The organism is Paramesorhizobium deserti (assembly GCF_001558695.1).
Lineage (GTDB): Bacteria > Pseudomonadota > Alphaproteobacteria > Rhizobiales > Rhizobiaceae > Paramesorhizobium > Paramesorhizobium deserti.
The window spans coordinates 626,778-648,429 of record NZ_LNTU01000001.1; the positions used below are offsets into that span (position 1 = coordinate 626,778).

At 62.5% G+C, this 21,652-nt stretch carries 16 protein-coding genes, 1 pseudogene and 1 riboswitch; of the genes and pseudogenes, 13 read left to right on the top strand and 4 right to left on the bottom strand.

Translation table 11 applies throughout. The features are described from left to right. Positions 1 to 63: 63 nt before the first annotated feature. Complete coding sequence (locus tag ATN84_RS02925; RefSeq protein ID WP_068880014.1) at positions 64 to 1,863, bottom strand: IlvD/Edd family dehydratase; 1,800 nt, start codon at positions 1,861 to 1,863, stop codon at positions 64 to 66. Positions 1,864 to 2,065: 202 nt separating this feature from the next. On the opposite strand from ATN84_RS02925, the gene ATN84_RS02930 reads away from it, so the two are divergent. The 3 genes from ATN84_RS02930 to preA all read left to right on the top strand — a co-directional run bounded on the left by ATN84_RS02930 (position 2,066) and on the right by preA (position 5,509). Beyond that, positions 2,066 to 2,521: an SRPBCC family protein gene (locus ATN84_RS02930; protein ID WP_068880015.1), complete on the top strand. Its 456-nt coding sequence runs from the start codon at positions 2,066 to 2,068 to the stop codon at positions 2,519 to 2,521. 153 nt (positions 2,522 to 2,674) lie between these two features. Continuing rightward, complete coding sequence (locus ATN84_RS02935; protein WP_082766065.1) at positions 2,675 to 4,180, top strand: NAD(P)-dependent oxidoreductase; 1,506 nt, start codon at positions 2,675 to 2,677, stop codon at positions 4,178 to 4,180. A gap of 21 nt (positions 4,181 to 4,201) precedes the next feature. Continuing rightward, on the top strand, positions 4,202 to 5,509 hold the full coding sequence (gene preA / locus ATN84_RS02940) for an NAD-dependent dihydropyrimidine dehydrogenase subunit PreA (protein WP_068880017.1): 1,308 nt from the start codon (positions 4,202 to 4,204) through the stop codon (positions 5,507 to 5,509). Positions 5,510 to 5,526: 17 nt separating this feature from the next. Here the strand turns inward: preA and rutR are convergent, their stop codons facing one another. Beyond that, complete coding sequence (gene rutR / locus ATN84_RS02945; protein ID WP_068880018.1) at positions 5,527 to 6,180, bottom strand: HTH-type transcriptional regulator RutR; 654 nt, start codon at positions 6,178 to 6,180, stop codon at positions 5,527 to 5,529. Positions 6,181 to 6,357: 177 nt separating this feature from the next. On the opposite strand from rutR, the gene ATN84_RS27210 reads away from it, so the two are divergent. The 9 genes and pseudogenes from ATN84_RS27210 (at position 6,358) to thiC (ending at position 15,688) form a co-directional block, all read left to right on the top strand. Continuing rightward, a complete protein-coding gene (locus tag ATN84_RS27210; RefSeq protein ID WP_161939551.1) occupies positions 6,358 to 6,501 on the top strand; it encodes a hypothetical protein in 144 nt (47 codons plus the stop codon). Between the two features lie 28 nt (positions 6,502 to 6,529). Then, positions 6,530 to 7,777, top strand: coding sequence for a Zn-dependent hydrolase (locus tag ATN84_RS02950; protein ID WP_068880019.1), 1,248 nt, complete (start codon positions 6,530 to 6,532; stop codon positions 7,775 to 7,777). A 2-nt stretch (positions 7,778 to 7,779) separates the two neighbouring features. Further along, positions 7,780 to 8,376 (top strand): endonuclease domain-containing protein, encoded by a 597-nt coding sequence (locus ATN84_RS02955; protein WP_244490968.1) that lies wholly within the window; start codon positions 7,780 to 7,782, stop codon positions 8,374 to 8,376. After that, a complete protein-coding gene (gene hydA / locus ATN84_RS02960) occupies positions 8,373 to 9,827 on the top strand; it encodes a dihydropyrimidinase (RefSeq protein ID WP_068880020.1) in 1,455 nt (484 codons plus the stop codon). Before ATN84_RS02955 ends, hydA begins: the two co-directional genes overlap by 4 nt. 32 nt (positions 9,828 to 9,859) lie before the next feature. Then, on the top strand, positions 9,860 to 10,669 hold the full coding sequence (locus ATN84_RS02965; protein ID WP_201026327.1) for an ABC transporter ATP-binding protein: 810 nt from the start codon (positions 9,860 to 9,862) through the stop codon (positions 10,667 to 10,669). Positions 10,670 to 10,699: 30 nt separating this feature from the next. Next, positions 10,700 to 11,590, top strand: coding sequence for an ABC transporter permease (locus ATN84_RS02970; protein ID WP_068880022.1), 891 nt, complete (start codon positions 10,700 to 10,702; stop codon positions 11,588 to 11,590). Beyond that, positions 11,587 to 12,444 carry an ABC transporter permease gene (locus tag ATN84_RS02975; RefSeq protein ID WP_068880023.1) on the top strand — a complete coding sequence of 286 codons (858 nt, stop codon included), beginning with the start codon at positions 11,587 to 11,589 and terminating at the stop codon, positions 12,442 to 12,444. Before ATN84_RS02970 ends, ATN84_RS02975 begins: the two co-directional genes overlap by 4 nt. Before the next feature lie 53 nt (positions 12,445 to 12,497). After that, positions 12,498 to 13,485 (top strand): annotated as a pseudogene (locus ATN84_RS02980) (ABC transporter substrate-binding protein). A 189-nt stretch (positions 13,486 to 13,674) separates the two neighbouring features. Then, positions 13,675 to 13,795: riboswitch (TPP riboswitch) on the top strand. Between the two features lie 87 nt (positions 13,796 to 13,882). Further along, positions 13,883 to 15,688, top strand: coding sequence for a phosphomethylpyrimidine synthase ThiC (thiC, locus tag ATN84_RS02985; protein ID WP_068880024.1), 1,806 nt, complete (start codon positions 13,883 to 13,885; stop codon positions 15,686 to 15,688). A gap of 194 nt (positions 15,689 to 15,882) precedes the next feature. Here thiC and ATN84_RS02990 read toward each other — a convergent pair whose 3' ends face one another. Beyond that, positions 15,883 to 19,038, bottom strand: coding sequence for an efflux RND transporter permease subunit (locus tag ATN84_RS02990; RefSeq protein ID WP_068880025.1), 3,156 nt, complete (start codon positions 19,036 to 19,038; stop codon positions 15,883 to 15,885). Positions 19,039 to 19,045: 7 nt separating this feature from the next. Then, the gene (locus ATN84_RS02995) at positions 19,046 to 20,233 is read right to left on the bottom strand and encodes an efflux RND transporter periplasmic adaptor subunit (protein WP_068880026.1); all 1,188 of its coding nucleotides are present in this window, start codon (positions 20,231 to 20,233) and stop codon (positions 19,046 to 19,048) included. A 369-nt stretch (positions 20,234 to 20,602) separates the two neighbouring features. Between ATN84_RS02995 and araD1 the strand changes: the two genes are divergently transcribed. Beyond that, positions 20,603 to 21,595 (top strand): AraD1 family protein, encoded by a 993-nt coding sequence (gene araD1 / locus ATN84_RS03000; RefSeq protein ID WP_068880027.1) that lies wholly within the window; start codon positions 20,603 to 20,605, stop codon positions 21,593 to 21,595. Positions 21,596 to 21,652 lie beyond the last annotated feature (57 nt).

Below are 21,652 nucleotides of genomic sequence, written 5' to 3' on the forward strand. Positions count from 1 at the left end.
GAAATCTCCCCGCCCCGGCCTTTCGCTGAATAGTGCGGCGGAGCACTCCACCGCGAGATCGGTTCAGTGATTATCGCGCGGCAGGCCCATGTTCTGGGCGATGCGCTGGTATTTGACCGCAGGCTTCAGCACCATGCCTTCGGAAAGCTGGTCGATCATGCCGCGCTGGATCTCCTGCCATGGCGTCTGATGGGCGGGATACTGATAGCCGCCTGCGGCCATGAGTTCGGCACGGCGCTGCGCCAGTTCCTCGTCGGAGATGAGGATGTTGGCTGCGCCCTTTTTCAGGTCGATGCGGATGCGATCACCCGTCTTCACCAACGCCAGCCCGCCATTGGCGGCGGCTTCGGGCGAAGCGTTGAGGATCGACGGCGAACCCGAGGTGCCGGACTGGCGGCCGTCACCCACGCATGGCAGGGCGTGCACGCCCTTCTTGATGAGGTGGGCGGGCGGCTGCATATTGACCACTTCCGCGCCGCCGGGATAGCCGATCGGGCCGGAACCGCGCATGATCAGAATGGAATTCTCGTCGATGCCGAGCGCCGGATCGTCGATCTTGGCATGATATTCCTCAGGCCCGTCGAAGACATGCGCGGTGCCCTCGAAGGCATCCGGGTCTTCCGGGTTCGACAGATAGCGGTCGCGGAATTCCGGCGAGATGACGCTGGTCTTCATAATCGCGCTGTCGAAGAGATTGCCCTTCAGGTTGATGAAGCCGGCCTTCTCCTTCAGCGGATCGGCGAAGGGGCGGATGACCTTGGTATCAAGATTTTCCGCGTTGCGGCAGTTTTCGCCGATGGTCTTGCCGTTGACCGTCAGCGCACCCGGATGTGGCAGCTTCCCGGCCATCATCAATTCGTTGACCACCGCCGGCACGCCGCCGGCATGGTGGTAGTCCTCGCCCAGATATTCACCGGCCGGCTGGAGATTGACCAGCAGCGGGATCTCGTGGCCGACCGCCTGCCAGTCGTCGTTGTCGAGCTTGACGCCGAGATGGCGGGCGATGGCGTTCAGATGGATCGGCGCGTTGGTCGAGCCGCCGATGGCCGAGTTGACGACGATGGCGTTCTCGAAGGCCTCGCGCGTCATGATATCGGAGGGGCGCAGGTTCTCCTGCACCATCTCGACGATGCGCCGGCCCGTCTCATAGGCGATCTGGCCGCGCTCGCGATAGGGCGCGGGAATGGCCGCGCCACCCGGCAGCTCCATGCCGAGCGCCTCGGCGAGCGAGTTCATCGTCGTTGCCGTGCCCATCGTGTTGCAATAGCCGACAGAGGGGGCGGAAGAGGCGACGATATCAATGAATTCCTCATAGTCGATCTCGCCGGCGGCAAGCCGCTCGCGCGACTTCCAGACGATGGTGCCCGAGCCAGTACGCTCGCCGCGATGCCAGCCATTGAGCATTGGGCCGACAGAAAGGGCGATGGCCGGGATGTTGACGGTGGCCGCGCCCATCAGCATGGCCGGCGTCGTCTTGTCGCAGCCGACCGTCAGCACCACGCCGTCGAGCGGATAGCCGTAAAGCACCTCGACAAGGCCAAGATAAGCCAGGTTACGATCCAGCGCGGCGGTAGGGCGCTTGCCGGTTTCCTGGATCGGATGGACCGGAAATTCCAGCGCCACGCCGCCGGCGGCCGCGATGCCGTCGCGCACGCGCTTGGCGAGTTCCAGATGGTGGCGGTTGCAGGGCGAGAGATCGGATCCTGTCTGGGCGATACCGATGATCGGCTTTCCCGAGCGCAATTCATGGCTCGTCAGCCCGTAATTCAGATAACGCTCGAGATAGAGCGCGGTCATGCCCGGATTGTCGGGATTATCGAACCATTCCTGCGAACGGAGCGTTCTGGTCTTCTTTTCACTCATGATTTTTGCTTTCCTCACCCGCCGTTTCCCGGCCTCGCCTTTGCCGCCATGGATAGGGCAAACGGCGTCAATCGGCAACAAGTATTACTAAATGACTTTTGGATCACCGCGCGCCATTTGGACGCGCCGGAGACGCCGCGAGACCGGTACATGGCAAAATTCGGCCGGAAATTCTACATTACCCGTCATGACTGAACCCAGCATGGACTTGACAGGAGAAGAGCGGATCGCCGCGCCGCGCGAGGCGGTCTGGCGGGCGCTGAATGATCTCGAGACGCTGAAAGCCTGCATCCCGGGATGCGAATCGCTGGAAAGGCGCTCATTCACCGAAATCGACGCCGCCTTGGGCATGCGATTCGGTCCGCTAAAGGTGAGGTTCCAGGGCGAACTGGAGCTCTCCAATCTCAACCCGCCTGTTTCCTACACGATCTCAGGCGCGGGCAAGGGCAGCATCGCCGGCTTCGTCCATGGCAGCGCCGATGTGATGCTGATCGAGGAGGGCAGCGAAACGGTGCTGACCTATGTGATCAGAGGCAATGCCGGCGGCAAGATCGCACAGCTCGGCACGCGGCTCATCAGCGCCAGCTCGCGGAAGCTGGCGGACCGGTTTTTCTCCAATATCGGCAAGGCGGCGAGCAATGGCTGGTCCAAGACATAGATGTCATTCTTGACCAGTTGATAAAAAATTTGACCTTTTGAGAAAATATGTCATCCTGCCCATAACGGACAAGGCGAAAGAATATCGCCACCGGGAAACAGAGCGCAGCGCTTCAAGGAACGGCGCGGCTCAAGCAAATGGGAGATGCACCTCATGGCATCAGCAGGACCCGGACTAACCGAACGGGGGGTGGCGGAATCGGCCAGCTTTGAAACCGAAGCCCCGGATATCAGAGCGGGCAGGCTAAACGCTGCCGCCTATGACCAGGTCTTCGACGATCTGCACCCGCCGCTGACGCGGCATGAAGCCTTCGTCGAGGCGGACCGCTGCTATTTCTGCTATGACGCACCGTGCATGAATGCCTGCCCGACGGGCATCGATATCCCCCTCTTCATCCGCCAGATCGCCGCCGACAATCCGACCGGTTCGGCCAAGACGATTTTGGCCGAAAACATTCTCGGCGGCATGTGTGCCCGCGTCTGCCCGACCGAGACGCTGTGCGAGCAGGCCTGCGTGCGCGAGGCGGCGGAAGGCAAGCCGGTGAAGATCGGCCTCCTGCAGCGCTACGCGACCGACCATCTGATGGCGGAAGACAAGCATCCCTTCACCCGCGCAGCTCCGACGGGCAAGCACGTCGCCGTGGTTGGCGCCGGGCCAGCCGGATTGTCGGCGGCGCATCGCCTTGCCCAACACGGCCATGAGGTGACGATTTTCGAGGCGCGGCCGAAAGGCGGCGGGCTCAACGAATACGGCATCGCCGCCTACAAGACCGTCGACGATTTCGCCCAGAAGGAACTCGATTTCATCCTGAAGATCGGCGGCATCACCATCGAGTACGACAAGGCGCTCGGCCGCGACATCAGCATCGAAGCGCTGAAGGCCGGCTATGACGCGGTGTTCCTCGGCATGGGCCTGCCCGAGGTCAACGATCTCGGTCTGGAAGGCGAGGATGCGGATGGCTGCATCGACGCGGTGGACTATATCGCGGCACTGCGCCAGAGCGATGATCTTTCCGCCCTCCCCGTCGGCCGCAACGTGGTGGTGATCGGCGGCGGCATGACGGCCATCGACATCGCCATCCAGATCAAGCTGCTGGGTGCGGAGAACGTCACCATCGCCTACCGGCGTGGGCGCGAAAGCATGAACGCCAGCGCCTATGAGCAGGAGCTGGCGCAGACGCATGGCGCCATCATCCGCCACTGGCTGCAGCCAAAAGCGCTGAAGCACAATGCTGCGGGCGCCATCTGCGGCATCGAACTCGAATATACGGCCCAGCCGAACGGTAAGCTCACCGGCACGGGCGAGACGCTGACGCTTCCCGCAGACCAAGTGTTCAAGGCGATCGGCCAGAGCTTCGACGCCCATCCCCTCGCCGGTTCCGGCATCGGCCTGGCGAAGGGTCGCATCAGCGTCGATGCGGAACGCCGCACCTCCGTGGAAGGCATCTGGGCCGGCGGCGATTGCGTGGCGGACGGACAGGATTTGACGGTGGCTTCCGTGCAGGACGGCAAGCTCGCGGCGGAATCCATTCACCGCGCCCTGATGCGGATTCCCGATCAGATCGACGGATTTGCCGAAGCGGTGCTTGCCGGCGGTATCAGCAGCCCTGCCGAACACTTGCCTCAACCGGACGGCTCCGCCCGTCCGACGGCGCGCTAGAAACGGAGAAGGACCACAATCATGGCTGATCTCTCCTGCAATTTCCTCGGCATCAAATCCCCCAACCCGTTCTGGCTCGCTTCCGCGCCGCCGACCGACAAGGCTTATAATGTCGAGCGCGCCTTCAAGGCCGGTTGGGGCGGCGTCGTCTGGAAGACGCTCGGCGAACAGGGCCCGCCGGTCGTCAATGTCAATGGGCCGCGTTATGGCGCGATCCATGGGCCGGACCGCAGGCTCCTCGGCCTCAACAATATCGAGCTCATCACCGATCGGCCGCTGGACGTGAATTTGCGGGAGATGAAGGAGGTGAAGATGCGCTGGCCGGACCGTGCGCTGGTCGCCTCCATCATGGTGCCCTGCGAGGAGCGGGCCTGGAAGGCGATCCTGCCGCTGGTCGAGGAGACGGGCGCCGACGGGATCGAACTCAATTTCGGCTGTCCGCACGGGATGAGCGAGCGCGGCATGGGCGCCGCCGTCGGCCAGGTGCCGGAATATATCGAGATGGTAGTGCGCTGGTGCAAGCAATATACGCGCATGCCCGTCATCACCAAGCTCACGCCCAACATCACCGATATCCGCAAGCCGGCGCGTGCGGCGCATGCCGGCGGCACGGATGCGGTATCGCTGATCAACACGATCAATTCCATCGTCTCCGTCGACCTCGACGATTTTTCGCCCGTTCCCGCGATCGACGGGCGCGGCTCGCATGGCGGCTATTGCGGCCCGGCGGTAAAGCCGATCGCGCTCAACATGGTGGCGGAGATCGCCCGCGATCCGGAAACGCGCGGCCTGCCGATCTCCGGCATCGGCGGCGTCACCACCTGGCGCGACGCGGCCGAGTTCATCGCGCTCGGCTGCGGCAATGTGCAGGTCTGCACCGCCGCAATGACCTATGGCTTCAAGGTCGTGCAGGAGATGATCGACGGCCTCTCGGATTGGATGGACCGCAAGGGCTTCCGCTCCATCGAGGAGTTCCGCGGCATGGCGGTGCCGAACGTGACGGACTGGCAGTATCTCAACCTGAACTACGTCACCAAGGCGCGGATCGACCAGGATCTCTGCATCAAATGCGGTCGCTGCCACATCGCCTGCGAGGACACCTCACACCAGGCGATCACCGCGACGATCAATGGCGCCAGGCATTTCGAGGTAATCGACGAGGAATGCGTCGGCTGCAATCTGTGCGTCAATGTCTGCCCGGTCGAGGACTGCATCACGATGGAGCAGATCGCCGGCACCGACCCGCGCACGAAAGCGCCGATCCATCCGGATTACGCCAATTGGACGACGCACCCGAACAACCCGATGGCGAAGCTGGCGGCGGAGTAGGGATTTGGCCTTTCCCGTCAGTCGCGTGGTTTGATGCCGTTGAGGATGATGCCGATCACGGCCTGCGCCGTCTGCTCGTGGAAGCCGGGGCGGTTGACCTGCGAACCGAGGATAGCACGCACCTGCACGTCGAAATCCGCATAATGCTGGGTGGTCGCCCAGATCATGAAGATGAGATGATAGGGATCGACGGGCGCAAGCTTCCTCTCATCCACCCAGCGGCGGATAACGGTGGCCTTTTCATCGACGAGCTTTTTCAGATGGCCTTTGAGAAAATCGGAAATCGCCGGCGCGCCGTGCAAAATTTCATTGGCGAAAAGCCGGGAGGCCTCCGGCTTTTCCTCCGACATCTTCAGCTTGAGCGTGATGTATTTGCGCAACTCCTCGACCGGGTCGCCATCGGGATCGATGTCGTCCAGCGGGCGCAGCCATTCCTCCAGCGTATCCTCGAGAACCGTCACATAGATGTTCTGCTTGCGCGGAAAATAATAGAGCAGGTTTGGCTTCGACATGCCCGCCTTGGTGGCGATCTGGTCGATGGTCGAGCCGCGAAAGCCATAAGCGGAAAAAACCTCCAGCGCGGCATCGAGAATGATGCGCCGGTTGATGCCCTGGATACGGGTCGTGCCCTCGGATTTCGATCCACCCTTGCGTTTCAGCGCTGTGGCCATTTGACACCTTTCAATCGGCGGAGCACCTTCCGAAAGCGCTTGACCGCACCCCACCGCTCTTCTAGCCTGCATTTTGACCAAGTAGTCAAGTTTTTGATTGCGCGCCGCCCCCGCGCGGCGGGTCACGGGAACATAACAAACACAGCGGATAAATGCCGCAACCAGGAGGCAGGGCGCATGTCGGCTACGGCATCGAGCACCAATCATTTCGGCGCATCCCGGATGCCGTTCCCGGCCAATCGCCAGTTCCCAAAGATCATCTTAGAAAGCCGTATCGACCAGCTTTTTGGGATGCTGGGGGATAAGCTTCCACAGGATTAACCGCAAACATACCGGAGGGAATTCGATCATGGCGCTCAATGGCAATCTCAGGATCAACGGCGATCGGCTCTGGGAAAGCCTGATGGAGATGGCGAAGATCGGCCCGGGGGTGCGCGGCGGCAACAACCGCCAGACGCTGACTGACGCGGATGCGGAGGGGCGGCGTCTCTTCCAGACATGGTGCGAAGCGGCGGGCATGATGGTCACCGTCGACAAGATGGGGACGATGTTCGCCACCCGCCCCGGCACCGACGCGGAAGCCCTGCCCGTCTATGTCGGCAGCCATCTCGACACGCAGCCGACCGGCGGCAAATATGACGGCGTGCTGGGGGTGCTGAGCGGGCTCGAACTGGTGCGGACGTTGAACGACCTCGACATCAGGACGAAGCACCCGATCGTCATTACCAACTGGACCAATGAGGAAGGGGCGCGCTTCGCCCCGGCCATGCTCGCCTCTGGCGTCTTCGCCGGCGTGCACACGCTCGACTACGCCTATGCCCGCACTGACCCCGAGGGCAAGACCTTCGGCGAGGAGCTGAAACGCATCGGCTGGGTGGGCGAGGAGGAGGTCGGCGCGCGCAAGATGCACGCCTATCTCGAATATCACATCGAGCAGGGGCCGATCCTCGAAGCCGAGGACAAGCAGATCGGCGTCGTCACCCATTGCCAGGGTCTCTGGTGGCTGGAGGTGACGCTGACGGGCAAGGAGGCGCATACCGGCTCGACCCCGATGGACATGCGGGTCAATGCCGGGCTGGCCATGGCGCGCATCCTGGAGATGGTGCAGGCGGTCGCCATGGAGAACCAGCCGGGCGCTGTCGGCGGCGTCGGACAGATGTTCTTCTCACCCAATTCGCGCAACGTGCTGCCGGGCAAGGTGGTGTTTACCATCGACATCCGGACTCCTGATCAGGCGAAGCTCGACCGCATGCGGGCCAGGATCGAGGCGGAAGCACCTGCGATCGCCGAAGCACTCGGCGTCGGCTGCTCGATCGAGGCGGTCGGGCATTTTGACCCCGTCACGTTCGATCCGGTGCTGGTCGGCCGCGTCCGCGACGCCGCCGAGCGCCTCGGCTACAGCCATATGAACATTATCTCCGGCGCGGGCCACGACGCCTGCTGGGCGGCCAAAGTGGCACCCACGACCATGATCATGTGCCCCTGCGTCGACGGCCTCAGCCACAATGAGGATGAGGAGATTTCCAGGGAATGGGCGGCCGCGGGCGCGGATGTGCTCCTCCACGCGGCAGTCGAGACGGCGGAGATCGTGGAGTAGAGATGCTACCGTTGGCGCATGCCCCCTCACCCGTCTCGCTGCGCGAACCACCCTCTCCCCGGCGGGGAGAGGAGGTCGCCGGCATCACCGCTGCGCTCTTCTCCCCAGCGGGGAGAAGGTGGCCCGAAGGGCCGGATGAGGGGGGCTTTCCAGTGCGCAATTCAAGACAACCAGTTCCCAAGCGGAGACCGGGGGTCACACAGAAGGCCCGGGCACTCAGGGAGAACGAAACTGAAGCTGAGTACCGTCTTTGGGGTTACCTCCGGAACCGCTTGTTGAATGGGTACAAATTCTCTCGCCAGATCCTGCTCGGACCTTACATCGTCGATTTTGTTTGTCGGAAACAACGTCTCATCATCGAGCTGGATGGTTCTCAGCATGCAAACAGTCAGCATGACGTTATCAGGACCAACTGGCTAAACGCTCATGGCTATTCGGTTCTCCGCTTCTGGAACGATGAAGTTCTGAAAGAGCGCGGTGCGGTGCTAGACACGATCTGGACCGCTCTTGAAGGGCGCCTTTTCGCCAGATGTGAGGCTATGCGATTTTATCCTGCTCCGCAGTCCGAGAATGCCGCAAAAAGGGAGAAGCAATCATGACAAAGGTCATCAAGGGCGGCACGATCATCGCCGCCGACCGCAGCTACAAGGCGGATGTGCTGATCGATGGCGAGCGGATCGCGGCGATCGGCGACGATCTCACCGGTGACGAGGTGATCGACGCGACCGGCTGCTATCTGATGCCGGGCGGTATAGACCCACATACACATCTGCAGATGCCGTTCATGGGCACCTATTCCTCCGACGATTTCGACACGGGCACGGCGGCGGCGCTGGCCGGCGGCACGACGATGGTGGTCGATTTCGTGCTGCCCGGCGCGGAAGGCGGGCTGCTCGACGCGCTGCAGGAATGGTTCCAGAAGGCGGGCAAGGCGCGCACCGACTATTCCTTCCACATGGCGATCACCGGCTGGAACAAGCAGATCTTCGACGAGATGCCTGAGGTGGTGGAACGCGGGATCAATACCTTCAAGCATTTCATGGCCTATAAGGGCGCGCTGATGGTGAACGACGACGAGATGTTCGCCTCGTTCCAGCGCTGCGCCGAGATCGGCGCCATGCCGCTCGTCCATGCCGAAAACGGCGATGTCGTCGCGCATCTCCAGCAGAAGCTGCTTGCGGAGGGCAATAACGGTCCCGAGGCGCATGCCTATTCCCGCCCGCCGGAGGTGGAAGGCGAGGCCACCAACCGCGCAATCATGATCGCCGATCAGGCGGGCGTTCCGCTCTATGTGGTGCATGTCTCGTGCGAGGAGAGCCATGAGGCGATCCGGCGCGCGCGGCAGAAGGGCATGCGGGTCTTCGGCGAGCCGCTCGTCCAGCACCTGACCCTCGATGAAAGCGAATATAAGAACGAAAACTGGGACTATGCGGCGCGGCGCGTTATGTCGCCACCGTTCCGCGACAAGCGGCATCAGGACGGGTTGTGGGCGGGGCTCGCCGCCGGCAGCCTGCAGGTGGTGGCGACGGACCATTGCGCCTTTACCACCGAGCAGAAGCGCTTCGGCCTTGGCGATTTCACCAAGATTCCCAATGGCACGGGCGGGCTCGAGGACCGGCTGCCGGTGCTATGGACCAAGGGCGTGCGCACCGGGCGGCTGACGCCGAACGAGTTCGTCGCCGTCACCTCCACCAATATCGCCCACATCCTCAATATCTATCCCCGGAAGGGTGCGATCCTGCCGGGATCGGACGCGGATATCGTTATCTGGGATCCGGAAGCGAAGAAGACGATCTCGGCGAAGACGCAGAAATCGGCGATCGATTACAATGTCTTCGAGGGCATCGAGGTGACCGGACTGCCGCGCATGACGCTGTCGCGCGGGCGGATCGCCTATCGGGATGGCGAGGTTCTGGCGGAAACCGGCGACGGCCGCTTTATCGAGCGCGAGCCGCACGCGCCGGTCAATCGCGCTCTTTCGACGTGGAAGGAACTGGTGGCGCCGCGCAAGGTGGAACGCAAGCCCGAACATATGCCGGCGGGGGTCTGATGAATGTCGCTGCCGTCATCACGCGAGGGGATATGAACACCGCCGCTTCCGGCCTGAAACCCGATGGCCCGGTGATCGATGCGCGCGGATTGTCGCTTGTCTTCCAGACCAGCGACGGCCCGGTCCACGCGCTGTCCGATATCGATCTGACGGTCCAGCGTGGCGAGTTCGTCTCCTTCATCGGCCCGTCGGGCTGCGGCAAGACCACACTGCTCCGCGTCATCGCCGATCTGGAGCAGCCGACATCGGGCACGATAACAGTCAACAGCGTCTCGCCAGAGGAAGCGCGAAGGAAGCGCGCCTATGGCTATGTTTTCCAGGCGGCCGCGCTCTATCCCTGGCGCACGATTGCCGCCAACATCTCGCTGCCCCTCGAGGTGATGGGCGTGCCGAAGGCGGAGCGCGCCGCTCTGATCGAGAAGAACCTGGCGCTGGTCAACCTCACCGGCTTCGGCAAGAAATATCCCTGGCAGCTTTCCGGCGGCATGCAGCAGCGGGCCTCCATCGCCCGGGCGCTCTCCTTCGACCCCGACATGCTTTTGATGGACGAACCGTTCGGCGCGCTCGATGAGATCGTCCGGGACCATCTGAACGAGCAACTCCTGAAACTATGGGCGAAAACGCGGAAGACGGTGATCTTCGTCACCCATTCCATTCCCGAAGCGGTGTTCCTTTCGACGAAAATCGTCGTGATGAGCCCACGTCCCGGTCGCATCCACGAGATCATCGATTGCGATCTCGGCCCCGACCGTCCGCTTGAAATCCGCGAAACGCCGGCGTTTCTGAAAATCGCCCACCGCGTGCGGGAAGGCTTGAGGCTGGGGCATAGTTATGAGCAGTAGGGCGGGACAGGTTTCAGAGGGGAGCGCAACGTGACCTTCCTGCGCGACAAGTTCTTTCCGGTAACGACCGTTCTCATCATCATTGTCGCGCTCTGGTATCTGCTGGCGATATTCCTGAACGCGCCTTTCGAGCGCGACCAGGCGGCGCGGGCCAATACCACTATTTCGACCGACCAGCTCATCGCCAATACAATGCACCAGGAGCGACCGGTGCTGCCGGCGCCGCATCAGGTGGCGGAAGAGATCCGCAAGACTGTCTTTGACATCAGGCCGACCTCGAAACGCAGCCTTCTCTACCATGGCTGGGTCACACTTTCCTCGACGCTTCTGGGCTTCGTTATGGGCTCGCTCCTGGGCGTCCTGCTTGCCGTCGGCATCGTCCATTCGCGCACGCTCGACAAGAGCCTGATGCCGTGGATCATCGCCTCACAGACCATTCCCATCCTGGCGATTGCGCCGATGATCATCGTGGTCCTGAACGCGGTCGGTCTGACCGGCCTGCTGCCGAAGGCGATGATCTCTACTTACCTGTCGTTCTTTCCCGTGGCTGTCGGCATGGTGAAGGGCTTGCGCTCGCCCGAGATCATGCATCTCGACCTGATGCGCACCTATAACGCCTCGGCCTCTCAGATCTTCTGGAAACTGCGCTGGCCGGCGGCGCTGCCCTATCTCTTCACCTCGATGAAGATCGCCGTCGCCATCAGCCTCGTCGGCGCTATCGTCGGCGAGTTGCCAACCGGCGCGGTGGCGGGGCTGGGCGCACGGCTCCTCGCCGGCTCCTATTATGGCCAGACGGTGCAGATATGGGCCGCACTCATCGCCGCGTCGCTGATGGCCGCCGTGCTGGTGTCGCTGGTCGGGCTCGCCGCCCATCTGGTCAACCGGCGCATGGGCGCACGGGCGGAGGGGGCAAGGCCATGATCCAGCCGCTGCTTCTCGTCGTCGCCATCGGGCTCGTCGCCTGGTTTTCGGTGAGAAGCCTCGCGGGCCTGCGGCTTGCCTCGCCGCGCGGGCAACGGCTCGTCGATCTCGCCATTCCCATCCTTTTCGGCATCTGGCTGCTGGTGCTGTGGGAACTGATTGTCCGCGCCTTCGAGATCCCGTCCGTGCTCCTGCCGGCGCCATCGATGATATGGGCGCGCATCGCCTCGTCGGTGCCGACGCTTTGGGCCGATTTCCGCCAGACCTATCTCAAGGCCGTGCTGGCCGGCTATGCGCTCGGCTGCGGGCTGGGCTTCATCACCGCCATCATCGTCGACCGGGTGCCGTTCCTGCGCAAGGGGCTGTTGCCGATCGGCAATCTCGTCGCCGCCCTCCCCGTCGTCGGCATCGCGCCGATCATGGTGATGTGGTTCGGCTTCGACTGGCCGTCCAAGGCGGCCGTTGTCATCATCATGACCTTCTTCCCGATGCTGGTGAACACGGTGGCGGGGCTCGCCGCCTCGGGCGACATGGAGCGCGATCTGATGCGCACCTATGGCTCGAATTATTGGCAAACGCTCCTGAAGCTCCGCCTGCCCGCGGCGATGCCTTTCATCTTCAATGCGCTGAAGATCAACTCGACGCTGGCGCTTATCGGCGCCATCGTGGCGGAGTTCTTCGGCACGCCGATCGTCGGCATGGGCTTCCGCATATCGGCGGAGATCGGGCGGATGAATGTGGACATGGTCTGGGCGGAGATCTTCGTCGCCGCTCTTGCCGGCTCGCTTTCCTACGGACTGATCGCGCTTGTCGAGCGCGCCGTCACATTCTGGCATCCGTCATACAGGACATAAGAACACGGACTCCGTTCACATAAGGCGGAGCCGCCAACCAGAGGAGAACCGCAATGAAAAGAACAATCGCACTATCGCTCGGGCTTGCAATGACACTGACGGCGGGCACGGCGCTCGCAGCCGACAAGCTGACGCTGCAGCTCAAATGGGTGACGCAGGGCCAGTTCGCCGGCTACTACGTCGCCAAGGACAAGGGCTTTTATGAGGCGGAGGGTCTCGATGTCGAAATCAAGCCGGGCGGCCCGGATGTCGCCCCGCCGCAGGTGATCGCCGGTGGCGGGGGCCGACGTGATCGTCGACTGGATGCCCTCCGCGCTCGCCACCCGCGAAAAGGGCGTGCCGCTCGTCAACATCGCCCAGCCGTTCAAACGCTCCGGCATGATGCTGACCTGCCGCAAGGAGACCGGCATCACCAAACCCGAGGATTTCAAGGGCAAGACGCTCGGCGTCTGGTTCGGCGGCAATGAATATCCCTTCCTCTCCTGGATGAACCATCTCGGCATCAAGACCGATGGCGGACCGGAAGGCGTGACCGTCCTGAAACAGGGCTTCAATGTCGATCCGCTGATCCAGAAGCAGGCCGACTGCATCTCCACCATGACCTATAATGAATACTGGCAGGTGATCGACGCCGGCATTCCGGAGGACCAGCTCGTCGTCTTCAAATATGAGGATCAGGGCGTGGCGACGCTGGAGGACGGGCTTTACGTGCTCGAAAAGAGCCTGGACGACCCGGCTATGGTGGACAAGCTCGCCCGCTTCGTCAAAGCCTCGATGAAGGGCTGGGACTATACGAGGGAAAACCCGGACGAGGCAGCGGAGATCGTGCTCGACAACGATGCCTCGGGCGCACAGACCGAGAAGCACCAGAAGCGGATGGTGGGCGAGATCAACAAGCTGACCGAAGGCTCCGACGGCAAGCTCGACGTCGCCGCTGCCGACCGGACGGTGGAAACGCTGATGAGCGGCGGCTCCGACCCCGTGATCACGAAAAAGCCGGAAGGCGCCTGGACCACCAAGGTGATGGACGCGGTCAAGTAAGAAAAAACCTGTCCATCCCCTCGTCCTTCGAAGCTTCTTCGGAAACATACGCGATGCTGCGCTCGGCCTGAAAAGCCGGCGTTGAAGGTGCATTCCCCAAAAACGTCGTGGCAACCTTTGAGACGCAAGTGGTCTCCGGGGGAACCTTCGGGGATGCGTTGACATTGGCGGGATCGCTCTGCAAGATGACGTCTTCACCAGGGGTGTCCCGTCAAGGGGCTGAGATGCTGCTAGGCCGAGAAGGCAGTGCAGGGACCCTATGAACCTGATCCAGTTCATACTGGCGTAGGGACGGTGCGGATGTCCGGTGGCTACCTGGCTGCCATCTCTTCGGGTGTCCTTTCCCTCTTCCAGTCGGTGCTGGGTCTCCAATGCTTGCAAAGCGAGGAGCCTTACAATGACGTCTGCAACCACTCCGACGGTGACCACCGGGCCGTTGCCCGCCTCGACGAAAGTGCTCAAACCGGGGACGATCTATCCCGACATCCGTGTTCCCATGCGCGAGATCGCAGTGCATCCGACCGCCGGGGAGATGCCGGTGACCGTTTATGATTCCTCCGGCCCTTATACGGATAGAAGCGTCACGATCGACATCGAGAAGGGGCTGCTGCGCCTGCGCGAGCCGTGGATTGCCGAGCGGGGCGACGTGGAGCGGTATGACGGCCGCATCGTCAAACCGGCGGATAACGGCTTTGTCTCAGGCGAAAAGCTGACGCCGGAATTTCCAGTGCGCAACCGGCCGTTGCGGGCCAGGAACGGAAAGGCCGTGACGCAGCTTGCCTATGCGCGGGCAGGCATCATCACGCCGGAAATGGAATTCGTCGCCATCCGCGAAAATCTCGGCCGCGAAAAACTGAAAGGGACGCTTGCGCGCGACGGGGAAAGCTTCGGGGCTGCGGTTCCCGATTATGTGACGCCGGAGTTCGTGCGCGACGAAGTCGCGCGGGGCCGAGCCATCATCCCCGCCAACATCAACCATCCCGAATCCGAGCCGATGATCATCGGCCGCAATTTTCTGACGAAGATCAACGCCAATATCGGCAATTCCGCCGTCACCTCCTCCATGGCCGAAGAGGTGGAAAAGCTGGTATGGGCGACGCGCTGGGGCGCAGACACGGTGATGGATCTTTCCACCGGCCGCAACATCCACAATATCCGCGAGTGGATCATCCGCAATTCGCCTGTGCCGATCGGCACCGTTCCGATCTACCAGGCGCTGGAGAAGGTGCGCGGCATCGCCGAGGACCTGACCTGGGAGGTCTTTCGTGACACGCTCATCGAACAGGCGGAACAGGGCGTGGATTATTTCACCATCCATGCCGGCGTGCGGCTGCATTATGTGCCGCTGACCGTCGACCGCGTGACCGGCATTGTCAGCCGTGGCGGGTCGATCATGGCCAAGTGGTGTCTGGCCCACCACAAGGAGAGCTTCCTCTACGAGCATTTCGAGGAGATCTGCGACATCTGCCGCGCCTATGATGTCTCCTTCTCCCTTGGCGACGGTCTTCGTCCCGGCTCGATCGCTGACGCCAACGATGCGGCGCAGTTCGCGGAGCTGGAGACGCTAGGCGAACTGACCAAGATCGCCTGGGCCAAGGACTGCCAGGTGATGATCGAGGGGCCTGGCCATGTTCCCATGCACAAGATCAAGGAGAACATGGACAAGCAGCTCGAAATCTGCGGCGAGGCACCGTTCTACACGCTCGGGCCGCTCACGACCGATATCGCGCCCGGTTACGACCACATCACTTCCGCGATCGGCGCTGCCATGATCGGCTGGTTCGGCACGGCGATGCTCTGCTACGTCACGCCGAAGGAGCATCTGGGCCTGCCGAACCGCGACGACGTGAAGACCGGCGTCATCACCTACAAGATCGCCGCGCACGCCGCCGACCTCGCCAAGGGTCATCCGGCGGCGAAGGTGCGCGACGACGCGCTTTCCCGCGCGCGTTTCGAGTTCCGCTGGGAGGACCAGTTCAACCTCTCGCTCGACCCCGAGACGGCGCGGGCGCTGCACGACGAGACCTTGCCCAAGGAGGCGCACAAGGTGGCGCATTTCTGCTCCATGTGCGGCCCGAAATTCTGCTCCATGCGGATTTCGCATGACATTCGGGCGGAGGCCCAGAAAGAGGGTATGGCAGCGATGGCGGCGAAATACCGCGAAGGGGGCGATCTCTACGTGCCTGCGCAAGCGGAGACCTGAGCAACGACCCCTTACACACCCTATGCGAAAAGCTCGAATGACGTGAATTCGATACCTTGCAGCGCCTTGCGTCTCGATCGGACGCACGGCGCTGCAAGGCTATTCGACATTCAGATCAGCGACTGGTGCACGCCGGGTGGCGAGGCTTCTCGGCTGATCTGCGTGAATGCGGCATCAGCCTTGGACATGCCGCGCTACTCCGCCGGCGAAGGCCTTTGCGCTGCCTGCTCCAGCTCGCGCTGCAGACGGGCGTGCTCTTCGGCCTTCGGCTTGGTGAAACGGCCGAGCAAGAGATAGGCGACGGGCGTGACATAGAGCGTCGCTATGGTGGCAAGGCCGAGGCCGCCGACGATGACCCAGCCAAGTGCGATACGCGCCTCAGCGCCGGCGCCGCTCGCCAGGACCAGTGGCACGCCACCGAGCACGGCGCAGATCATGGTCATCGTCACCGGACGCAGGCGGATATTCGCCGCTTCCTCGATCGCCTCGCGCACGCTCAGTCCCTTGTCTCGCAGCTGATCGGCAAACTCGACGATGAGAATGCCGTTCTTGGCCATGATGCCGACAAGGAGAACGAGGCCTATCTGGCTGTAGACGTTAAGGCTCGTTCCGGTCATCAGCATGGCGAAGACGGCGCAGCCGAGGCCGAGCGGCACGGTGGCCATGACGATGAGCGCGCTGATGAAGCTTTCGAACTGGGCCGCCAGGACGAGCAGGATGATGACGATGGCGAAACCGAAGGTGATCGCAAGACCGTGCGAGGTTTCGCCCAGCGTCTGCGCTTCCGCCAGCGGGATGATACGCGCGCCGGAAGGCAGGAAGGGCGCGGCGATCTCCTGCGCGGCCTCATAGGCATTGCCGAGCGCAAAGTCCGGCCTCAGGCCCGAGGTGATGGCGACGGAGCGCATCCGCTGCTCGCGATCGAGTTGCGGCGGAACGGCTTTCTCGACCACTGTGGCGATGGAGGACATCGGGACATAGCGGCCGTCACCCGTCTTCATGAAGATATTCTCAAGATCGGTCGGATCGTTGATCGGGTTCGTCGTGGAGACTAGCTTCACATCGAAACTGCGATCGCCGATATAGACGGAGCCGATCTTGCGCCCGTCGAGAACGGACTGGATGGCGTTGGCGAGCCCGGTGATGTCGATGCCGAGGTCGGAGGCGCGCTCGCGGTTGATATCGACGGAAAGCTGCGGCTGCGTCGGCTCGACCGAAAGGCGCGGCTGCTGGAAACGAGGGTCCTTTTCCATCGCCGCGACGACATTCTGCGCCGCTGCCTGGAGCTTCTCGTAATCATTGCCGACGATCGCGAATTGCAGCCCATTGCCGGCGCCGCGGATACCGAGGCTGTTCGGCTGGGCGGCGAAGATGCGTATGCCGGTGATGGGCTCCAACCTCTTCTGCACGTCGGCCATGATCTCCTGCTGAGTGCGGCTGCGCTCGTTCCAGGGCGCAAGCCGCAGAACGGCGAAGCCGTTATTCGATGTGCCACCACTACCGGCAATGGCGAAGATACTATCGATTTCGCCGGAATCGCGCAGCGGCTGAAGCAGCGCTTCGATACGGTCGATCTGCGATTGCAGGAATTCGATGCTGATGCCCTGCGGCCCATTCAGGCGCAGGAAGGCGATGGAACGATCCTCGGTCGGCGTCAGTTCCTGGCGGATGAGCCCGTAAGCGCCATAGGAGGCGGCAGCGAAGAGGAGCGCCGCAATGACGACGATCAGCGGAGCCGAGAGGCAGGCATGGAGGCTCGCCCGGTAGAGGCGGGCAAGCAGACCACCGAAGCGCCTTATGGCGCCGGGTGAATGATCGATGTCTTCATGATGGACGGCGGCTTCGGTGAGGAAGCGCGAGGCAAGCATGGGGCAGAGCGTCAGCGCGACAACGGAGGAAAGCAGAACCGCCATCGCCAAGACAAAGCCGAATTCGCGGAAGAGCCCGCCCGTCTGCCCCGGCAGGAACGAGATCGGCACGAAGACGGCGACGAGCGTCAGCGTCGTGGCGATGACGGCGAAGAACACCTCCTCGGTGCCGAGCACGGCGGCGGCGCGCGGTCCCATGCCAAGGTTACGGCGGCGCACGATATTTTCGAGCACAACGATGGCGTCATCCACCACGAGGCCGGTAGCGAGCACGAGCGCCAGGAGCGTCAGGATGTTGATCGAAAAGCCCGCGAGATAGATGGCGGCGACCGTGCCTATCAACGCGACCGGCAGGGAGATAGCGGGGATCAGCGTGGCACGGATATCCCAGAGGAACAGGAAGATGATCGCCACCACGATCAGCACGGAGGCGATGAGCGCGATCTCGACCTCATGGATCGCGCCGTTGATGAAAGTGGCGTCATCGCTGGTAATGCGCAGTTCGACGCCTTGCGGCAGGTTGCTCTGCAGCCTGTCGACCGCGGCACGAATGCCTGTGGAGATTTCCAACGTGTTCGACTGCGCCTGCCGGATGATGCCGAGACCGATCGCGGAGCGGCCATTGGCCCGCACGGAGGAGGATTCGATATCAGGCCCCAGCGTCACATTGGCGACATCGCCTACCTTGGTGTGGCCGTTGATGAAGATATTCTCGAAGGCCTCGGGCGTCGTGATCGTGGCCGCGGCGCGTACGACGATCGATTGGTCGTTGCTCTTCAGCGAGCCCGCGGGGGTATCGAGCGCCATGGTGGACAGGGCATTGGTGACATCGGCGATGGTGAGGCCATAGCTCGCAAGCTTGGCCTGATCGATATCGATGCGGAAAATCTTGTCGCGCTCGCCGAACACCTGCACGTCGGCGACGCCGGGAACGGCGGCGAGGACGTCCTGTATCTCGTCCTCGACCAGCACCGTCATGTCCTGGACGGGCATGGTGTTGGACATGACCGCAAGCCGTACCACCGGATCGGAATTGGGATCGGCCTTGATGATGCGCGAGGCGTCCGCTTCCTCAGGGACATCGTTAGCGACGCGCGAAATGGCGTCGCGCATATCGGCTGCGGCGACATTCAGATCGACGCCGTCGTTGAACTCGACCGTCACGCGGCTGCGCCCGAATGACGAGGTGGACGAGATCGACTTCACGCCGGAGACGCGCGCCACGGCGTTTTCCAGAACCTGCGTCAGCTCGCGGTCGATGGTTTCCGCCGACGCGCCATCGAATGTGGTGCTGATCGAGACCACCGGGCGATCGACATCCGGCAGCTCGCGGATGCTGACGCCGGTAAAGGCGGCAAGGCCGGCGACGACGATCAGGACATTGATGACGAAGGCGAAAACCGGGCGACGAACGAAAAGCGCGGTGAAACCACCTTCATTGGAAACCGGGGAAGCCGGAGGGGCGGAGGGGCGATCATTCATCGCGGGCTCATCCGGCTCGATTTATGGGAGAGCCAAGGGGCTTTACTTCCGAGCCCTCGGGCGCGCCGCTCTCATCCCTCGTCATACGGACCGGGTTGCCGGCGCGCACGCTCTGCACACCCTGCGTGACGATCATGTCGCCTTCATGCACCTGCGCATCGACCAGAACGCTGGCGGTGTTGCGCTGGATGATCTGCACGGGAACCTTCTCGGCCACGCCGTCGACGACACGCCAGACATAGGCGCCGTCCGCACTCCATTGGATAGCCAGCGGATCGACCGATGGATAGCTATCGCCGGGGAAAAGGATCGTCACCTCGAAGGACATGCCGGCGCGCAGCATATCCCTGGGATTGGCGATCCCTGCGCGCACGCGCAGTGTCCGGCTCGCAGCGTCGATCATATTGTCGACGGCGCTGATCTTGCCCTCGAAAACCTGCCCCGGCATGGCGATGGCCGTGGCGGTGAGCGGCTGGCCGACCTTGATCTGCGGCGCATAGCGCTCCGGCACCCAGATATCGATCAGGATCTGCGACCGGTCATCGATGGTGGCGATCGAGGTCTGCGTGGTGACGAAATTGCCGGCATTGACCGGCAGGATGCCGATGATGCCTGAGATCGGCGCGGTCACCGTCCGACGGCTGAGCGCAAGGCTGGCCTCCTCCTGAGCAAGCTTGGCGTTGGCGACGGCGAGCTGCGCATCGACCATCTGCACCTCGGTGGCCGTATTGGTCGAGCGCAGCGTGGTGATGCGGCGCAAGGTGTTTTCGGCATTCTGCAGGGCGATCTTCGCCTTGTCGGCGGCGATCTGCTCGTTTTCGGCATCGAGCTGGGCGATAGGCTCGCCCGCCTTTACCCGCGCTCCGGCCTTGACCAGAAGCTTGGTCATCATGCCGCTTGTAAAGGGCGTCACTGAAACCGTCTCCAGCGCGCGGCCCGTGCCGATGGCGGTCAGCCGGTTGTTGATCGTTTCGCGTCCCGCGGGCTCGGCCACAACCAGCGTGGCAGGCCTGGAGCCACCATTGCGCTCGGCGTCTTCCTGCCGGCTTGCAGTCTGCGGCGCAGATCTCTGCGGCAGCCAGTCGATACCGACGCGCGCGAGAACCTGATTTGCGCCGGGGTAGAAATAGGCCCAGCCGGCGAGAGCAGCCAGAAGGAGAAATACAGTCAGGACCAGCTGTTTCCAGACTTTCATCGGCCACTCCGGTTGTGGGGACGCATAGGGCAACGCAACGCGTCGCCATCCAATTCGGCGCTGGCAATCATACTTCCAAAATTCGGTAGGGGATATGCGGTAAATGGCAGGGAAATTAATAGAGTATGATCGTGATCAATCAAGGGGCGCGGCCTTCTCTCATCGGTCGGAGCCTCATGGCAGCCTCGTTCAAATCATTCTGGGGCCGGGGCAATGTGACGGCAGCGACCCGACGCGTCCAATTAAATTTATGTAATCAAACGCCGCAGCCAAAGAAGCCCCTTGATATTGCTCATATAGTATGACTTTTAGATGCGCGACATGATAGGGCACCCGAAAGGGCGATAGCCGCGAAATTGGGAGGATGATGTGAATCTGGTTCAACTGGTCAGCGAAAAGGGCAAGAGACAGGTTGCGGCGCGGACGGAAGACGGCTTCCGGGTGGTCCGCCGTACCCGTTCGGTGCTGGAACTCGCCCATGCGGCAATCGATGCCGGCACGACGGTTGCCGCCGTCGCCGAAGAACGCGGTCTCGGCAAGGCGGTCGACGTGGACGCCGCTTATAATGAAGGACGCCTGCTGCCGCCGATCGATGCGCCCGATCCGGCCCATATCCATCTGACCGGAACCGGCCTCACACATCTCGGCTCCGCTGCGACGCGCGACGCCATGCACAAGAAGGTTTCGGCTGAGAAAGAGGAAAACCTCACCGACTCCATGAAGATGTTTCAGATGGGGCTCGAGGCGGGCAAGCCCGAAAAGGGTAAGACCGGCGTCCAGCCCGAATGGTTCTACAAGGGCAATGGCACGATGCTGGTCGCGCCCGGCGCCGCGCTCCTGTCACCGGCCTTTGCCGACGATGGCGGCGAGGAACCCGAGATCGCCGGCATCTATGTGATCGGCCCCGATGGTACGCCTTTCCGGCTCGGCTTCGCGCTTGCCAACGAGTTTTCCGACCACATCATGGAGCGGGTCAACTATCTCTACCTCGCCCATTCGAAGCTGCGCCCCTGCGCCATCGGACCGGAACTTCGGACAGGCAAGCTGCCGGCCCATGTCAGCGGCACGTCACGCATATTGCGCAAGGGCAAGACGCTCTGGGAAAAGCCGTTCCTTTCGGGCGAGGACAACATGTCCCACACCGTCGCCAATCTGGAGCACCATCACTTCAAATATGAGGTGTTCCGCCAGCCGGGCGATATCCACATCCACATGTTCGGCACGGCGACGCTTTCCTTCGCCGACGGCATCCGCACCGAGCCGGGCGATGTCTTCGAGATAGAAGCCGGCGAATTCGGCCTGCCGCTGCGCAACCCCTTGCGCAATTCCAAGGCGGAGAAGGTGAAGATCAAGGCGCTTTAAGCGCCGATCGGCACATTCTTGTCGTCCTCGCCACAAGGCGAGGATGACAAACGCGCT

Excerpts from the sequence above, each read along its gene's own strand:
- ATN84_RS02925 (WP_068880014.1), bottom strand. The coding sequence starts at position 1,863 with ATGAGTGAAAAGAAGACCAGAACGCTCCGTTCGCAGGAATGGTTCGAT.
- ATN84_RS02930 (WP_068880015.1), top strand. The coding sequence starts at position 2,066 with ATGGACTTGACAGGAGAAGAGCGGATCGCCGCGCCGCGCGAGGCGGTC.
- ATN84_RS02935 (WP_082766065.1), top strand. The coding sequence starts at position 2,675 with ATGGCATCAGCAGGACCCGGACTAACCGAACGGGGGGTGGCGGAATCG.
- preA (WP_068880017.1), top strand. The coding sequence starts at position 4,202 with ATGGCTGATCTCTCCTGCAATTTCCTCGGCATCAAATCCCCCAACCCG.
- rutR (WP_068880018.1), bottom strand. The coding sequence starts at position 6,180 with ATGGCCACAGCGCTGAAACGCAAGGGTGGATCGAAATCCGAGGGCACG.
- ATN84_RS27210 (WP_161939551.1), top strand. The coding sequence starts at position 6,358 with ATGTCGGCTACGGCATCGAGCACCAATCATTTCGGCGCATCCCGGATG.
- ATN84_RS02950 (WP_068880019.1), top strand. The coding sequence starts at position 6,530 with ATGGCGCTCAATGGCAATCTCAGGATCAACGGCGATCGGCTCTGGGAA.
- ATN84_RS02955 (WP_244490968.1), top strand. The coding sequence starts at position 7,780 with ATGCTACCGTTGGCGCATGCCCCCTCACCCGTCTCGCTGCGCGAACCA.
- hydA (WP_068880020.1), top strand. The coding sequence starts at position 8,373 with ATGACAAAGGTCATCAAGGGCGGCACGATCATCGCCGCCGACCGCAGC.
- ATN84_RS02965 (WP_201026327.1), top strand. The coding sequence starts at position 9,860 with ATGAACACCGCCGCTTCCGGCCTGAAACCCGATGGCCCGGTGATCGAT.
- ATN84_RS02975 (WP_068880023.1), top strand. The coding sequence starts at position 11,587 with ATGATCCAGCCGCTGCTTCTCGTCGTCGCCATCGGGCTCGTCGCCTGG.
- thiC (WP_068880024.1), top strand. The coding sequence starts at position 13,883 with ATGACGTCTGCAACCACTCCGACGGTGACCACCGGGCCGTTGCCCGCC.
- ATN84_RS02990 (WP_068880025.1), bottom strand. The coding sequence starts at position 19,038 with ATGAATGATCGCCCCTCCGCCCCTCCGGCTTCCCCGGTTTCCAATGAA.
- ATN84_RS02995 (WP_068880026.1), bottom strand. The coding sequence starts at position 20,233 with ATGAAAGTCTGGAAACAGCTGGTCCTGACTGTATTTCTCCTTCTGGCT.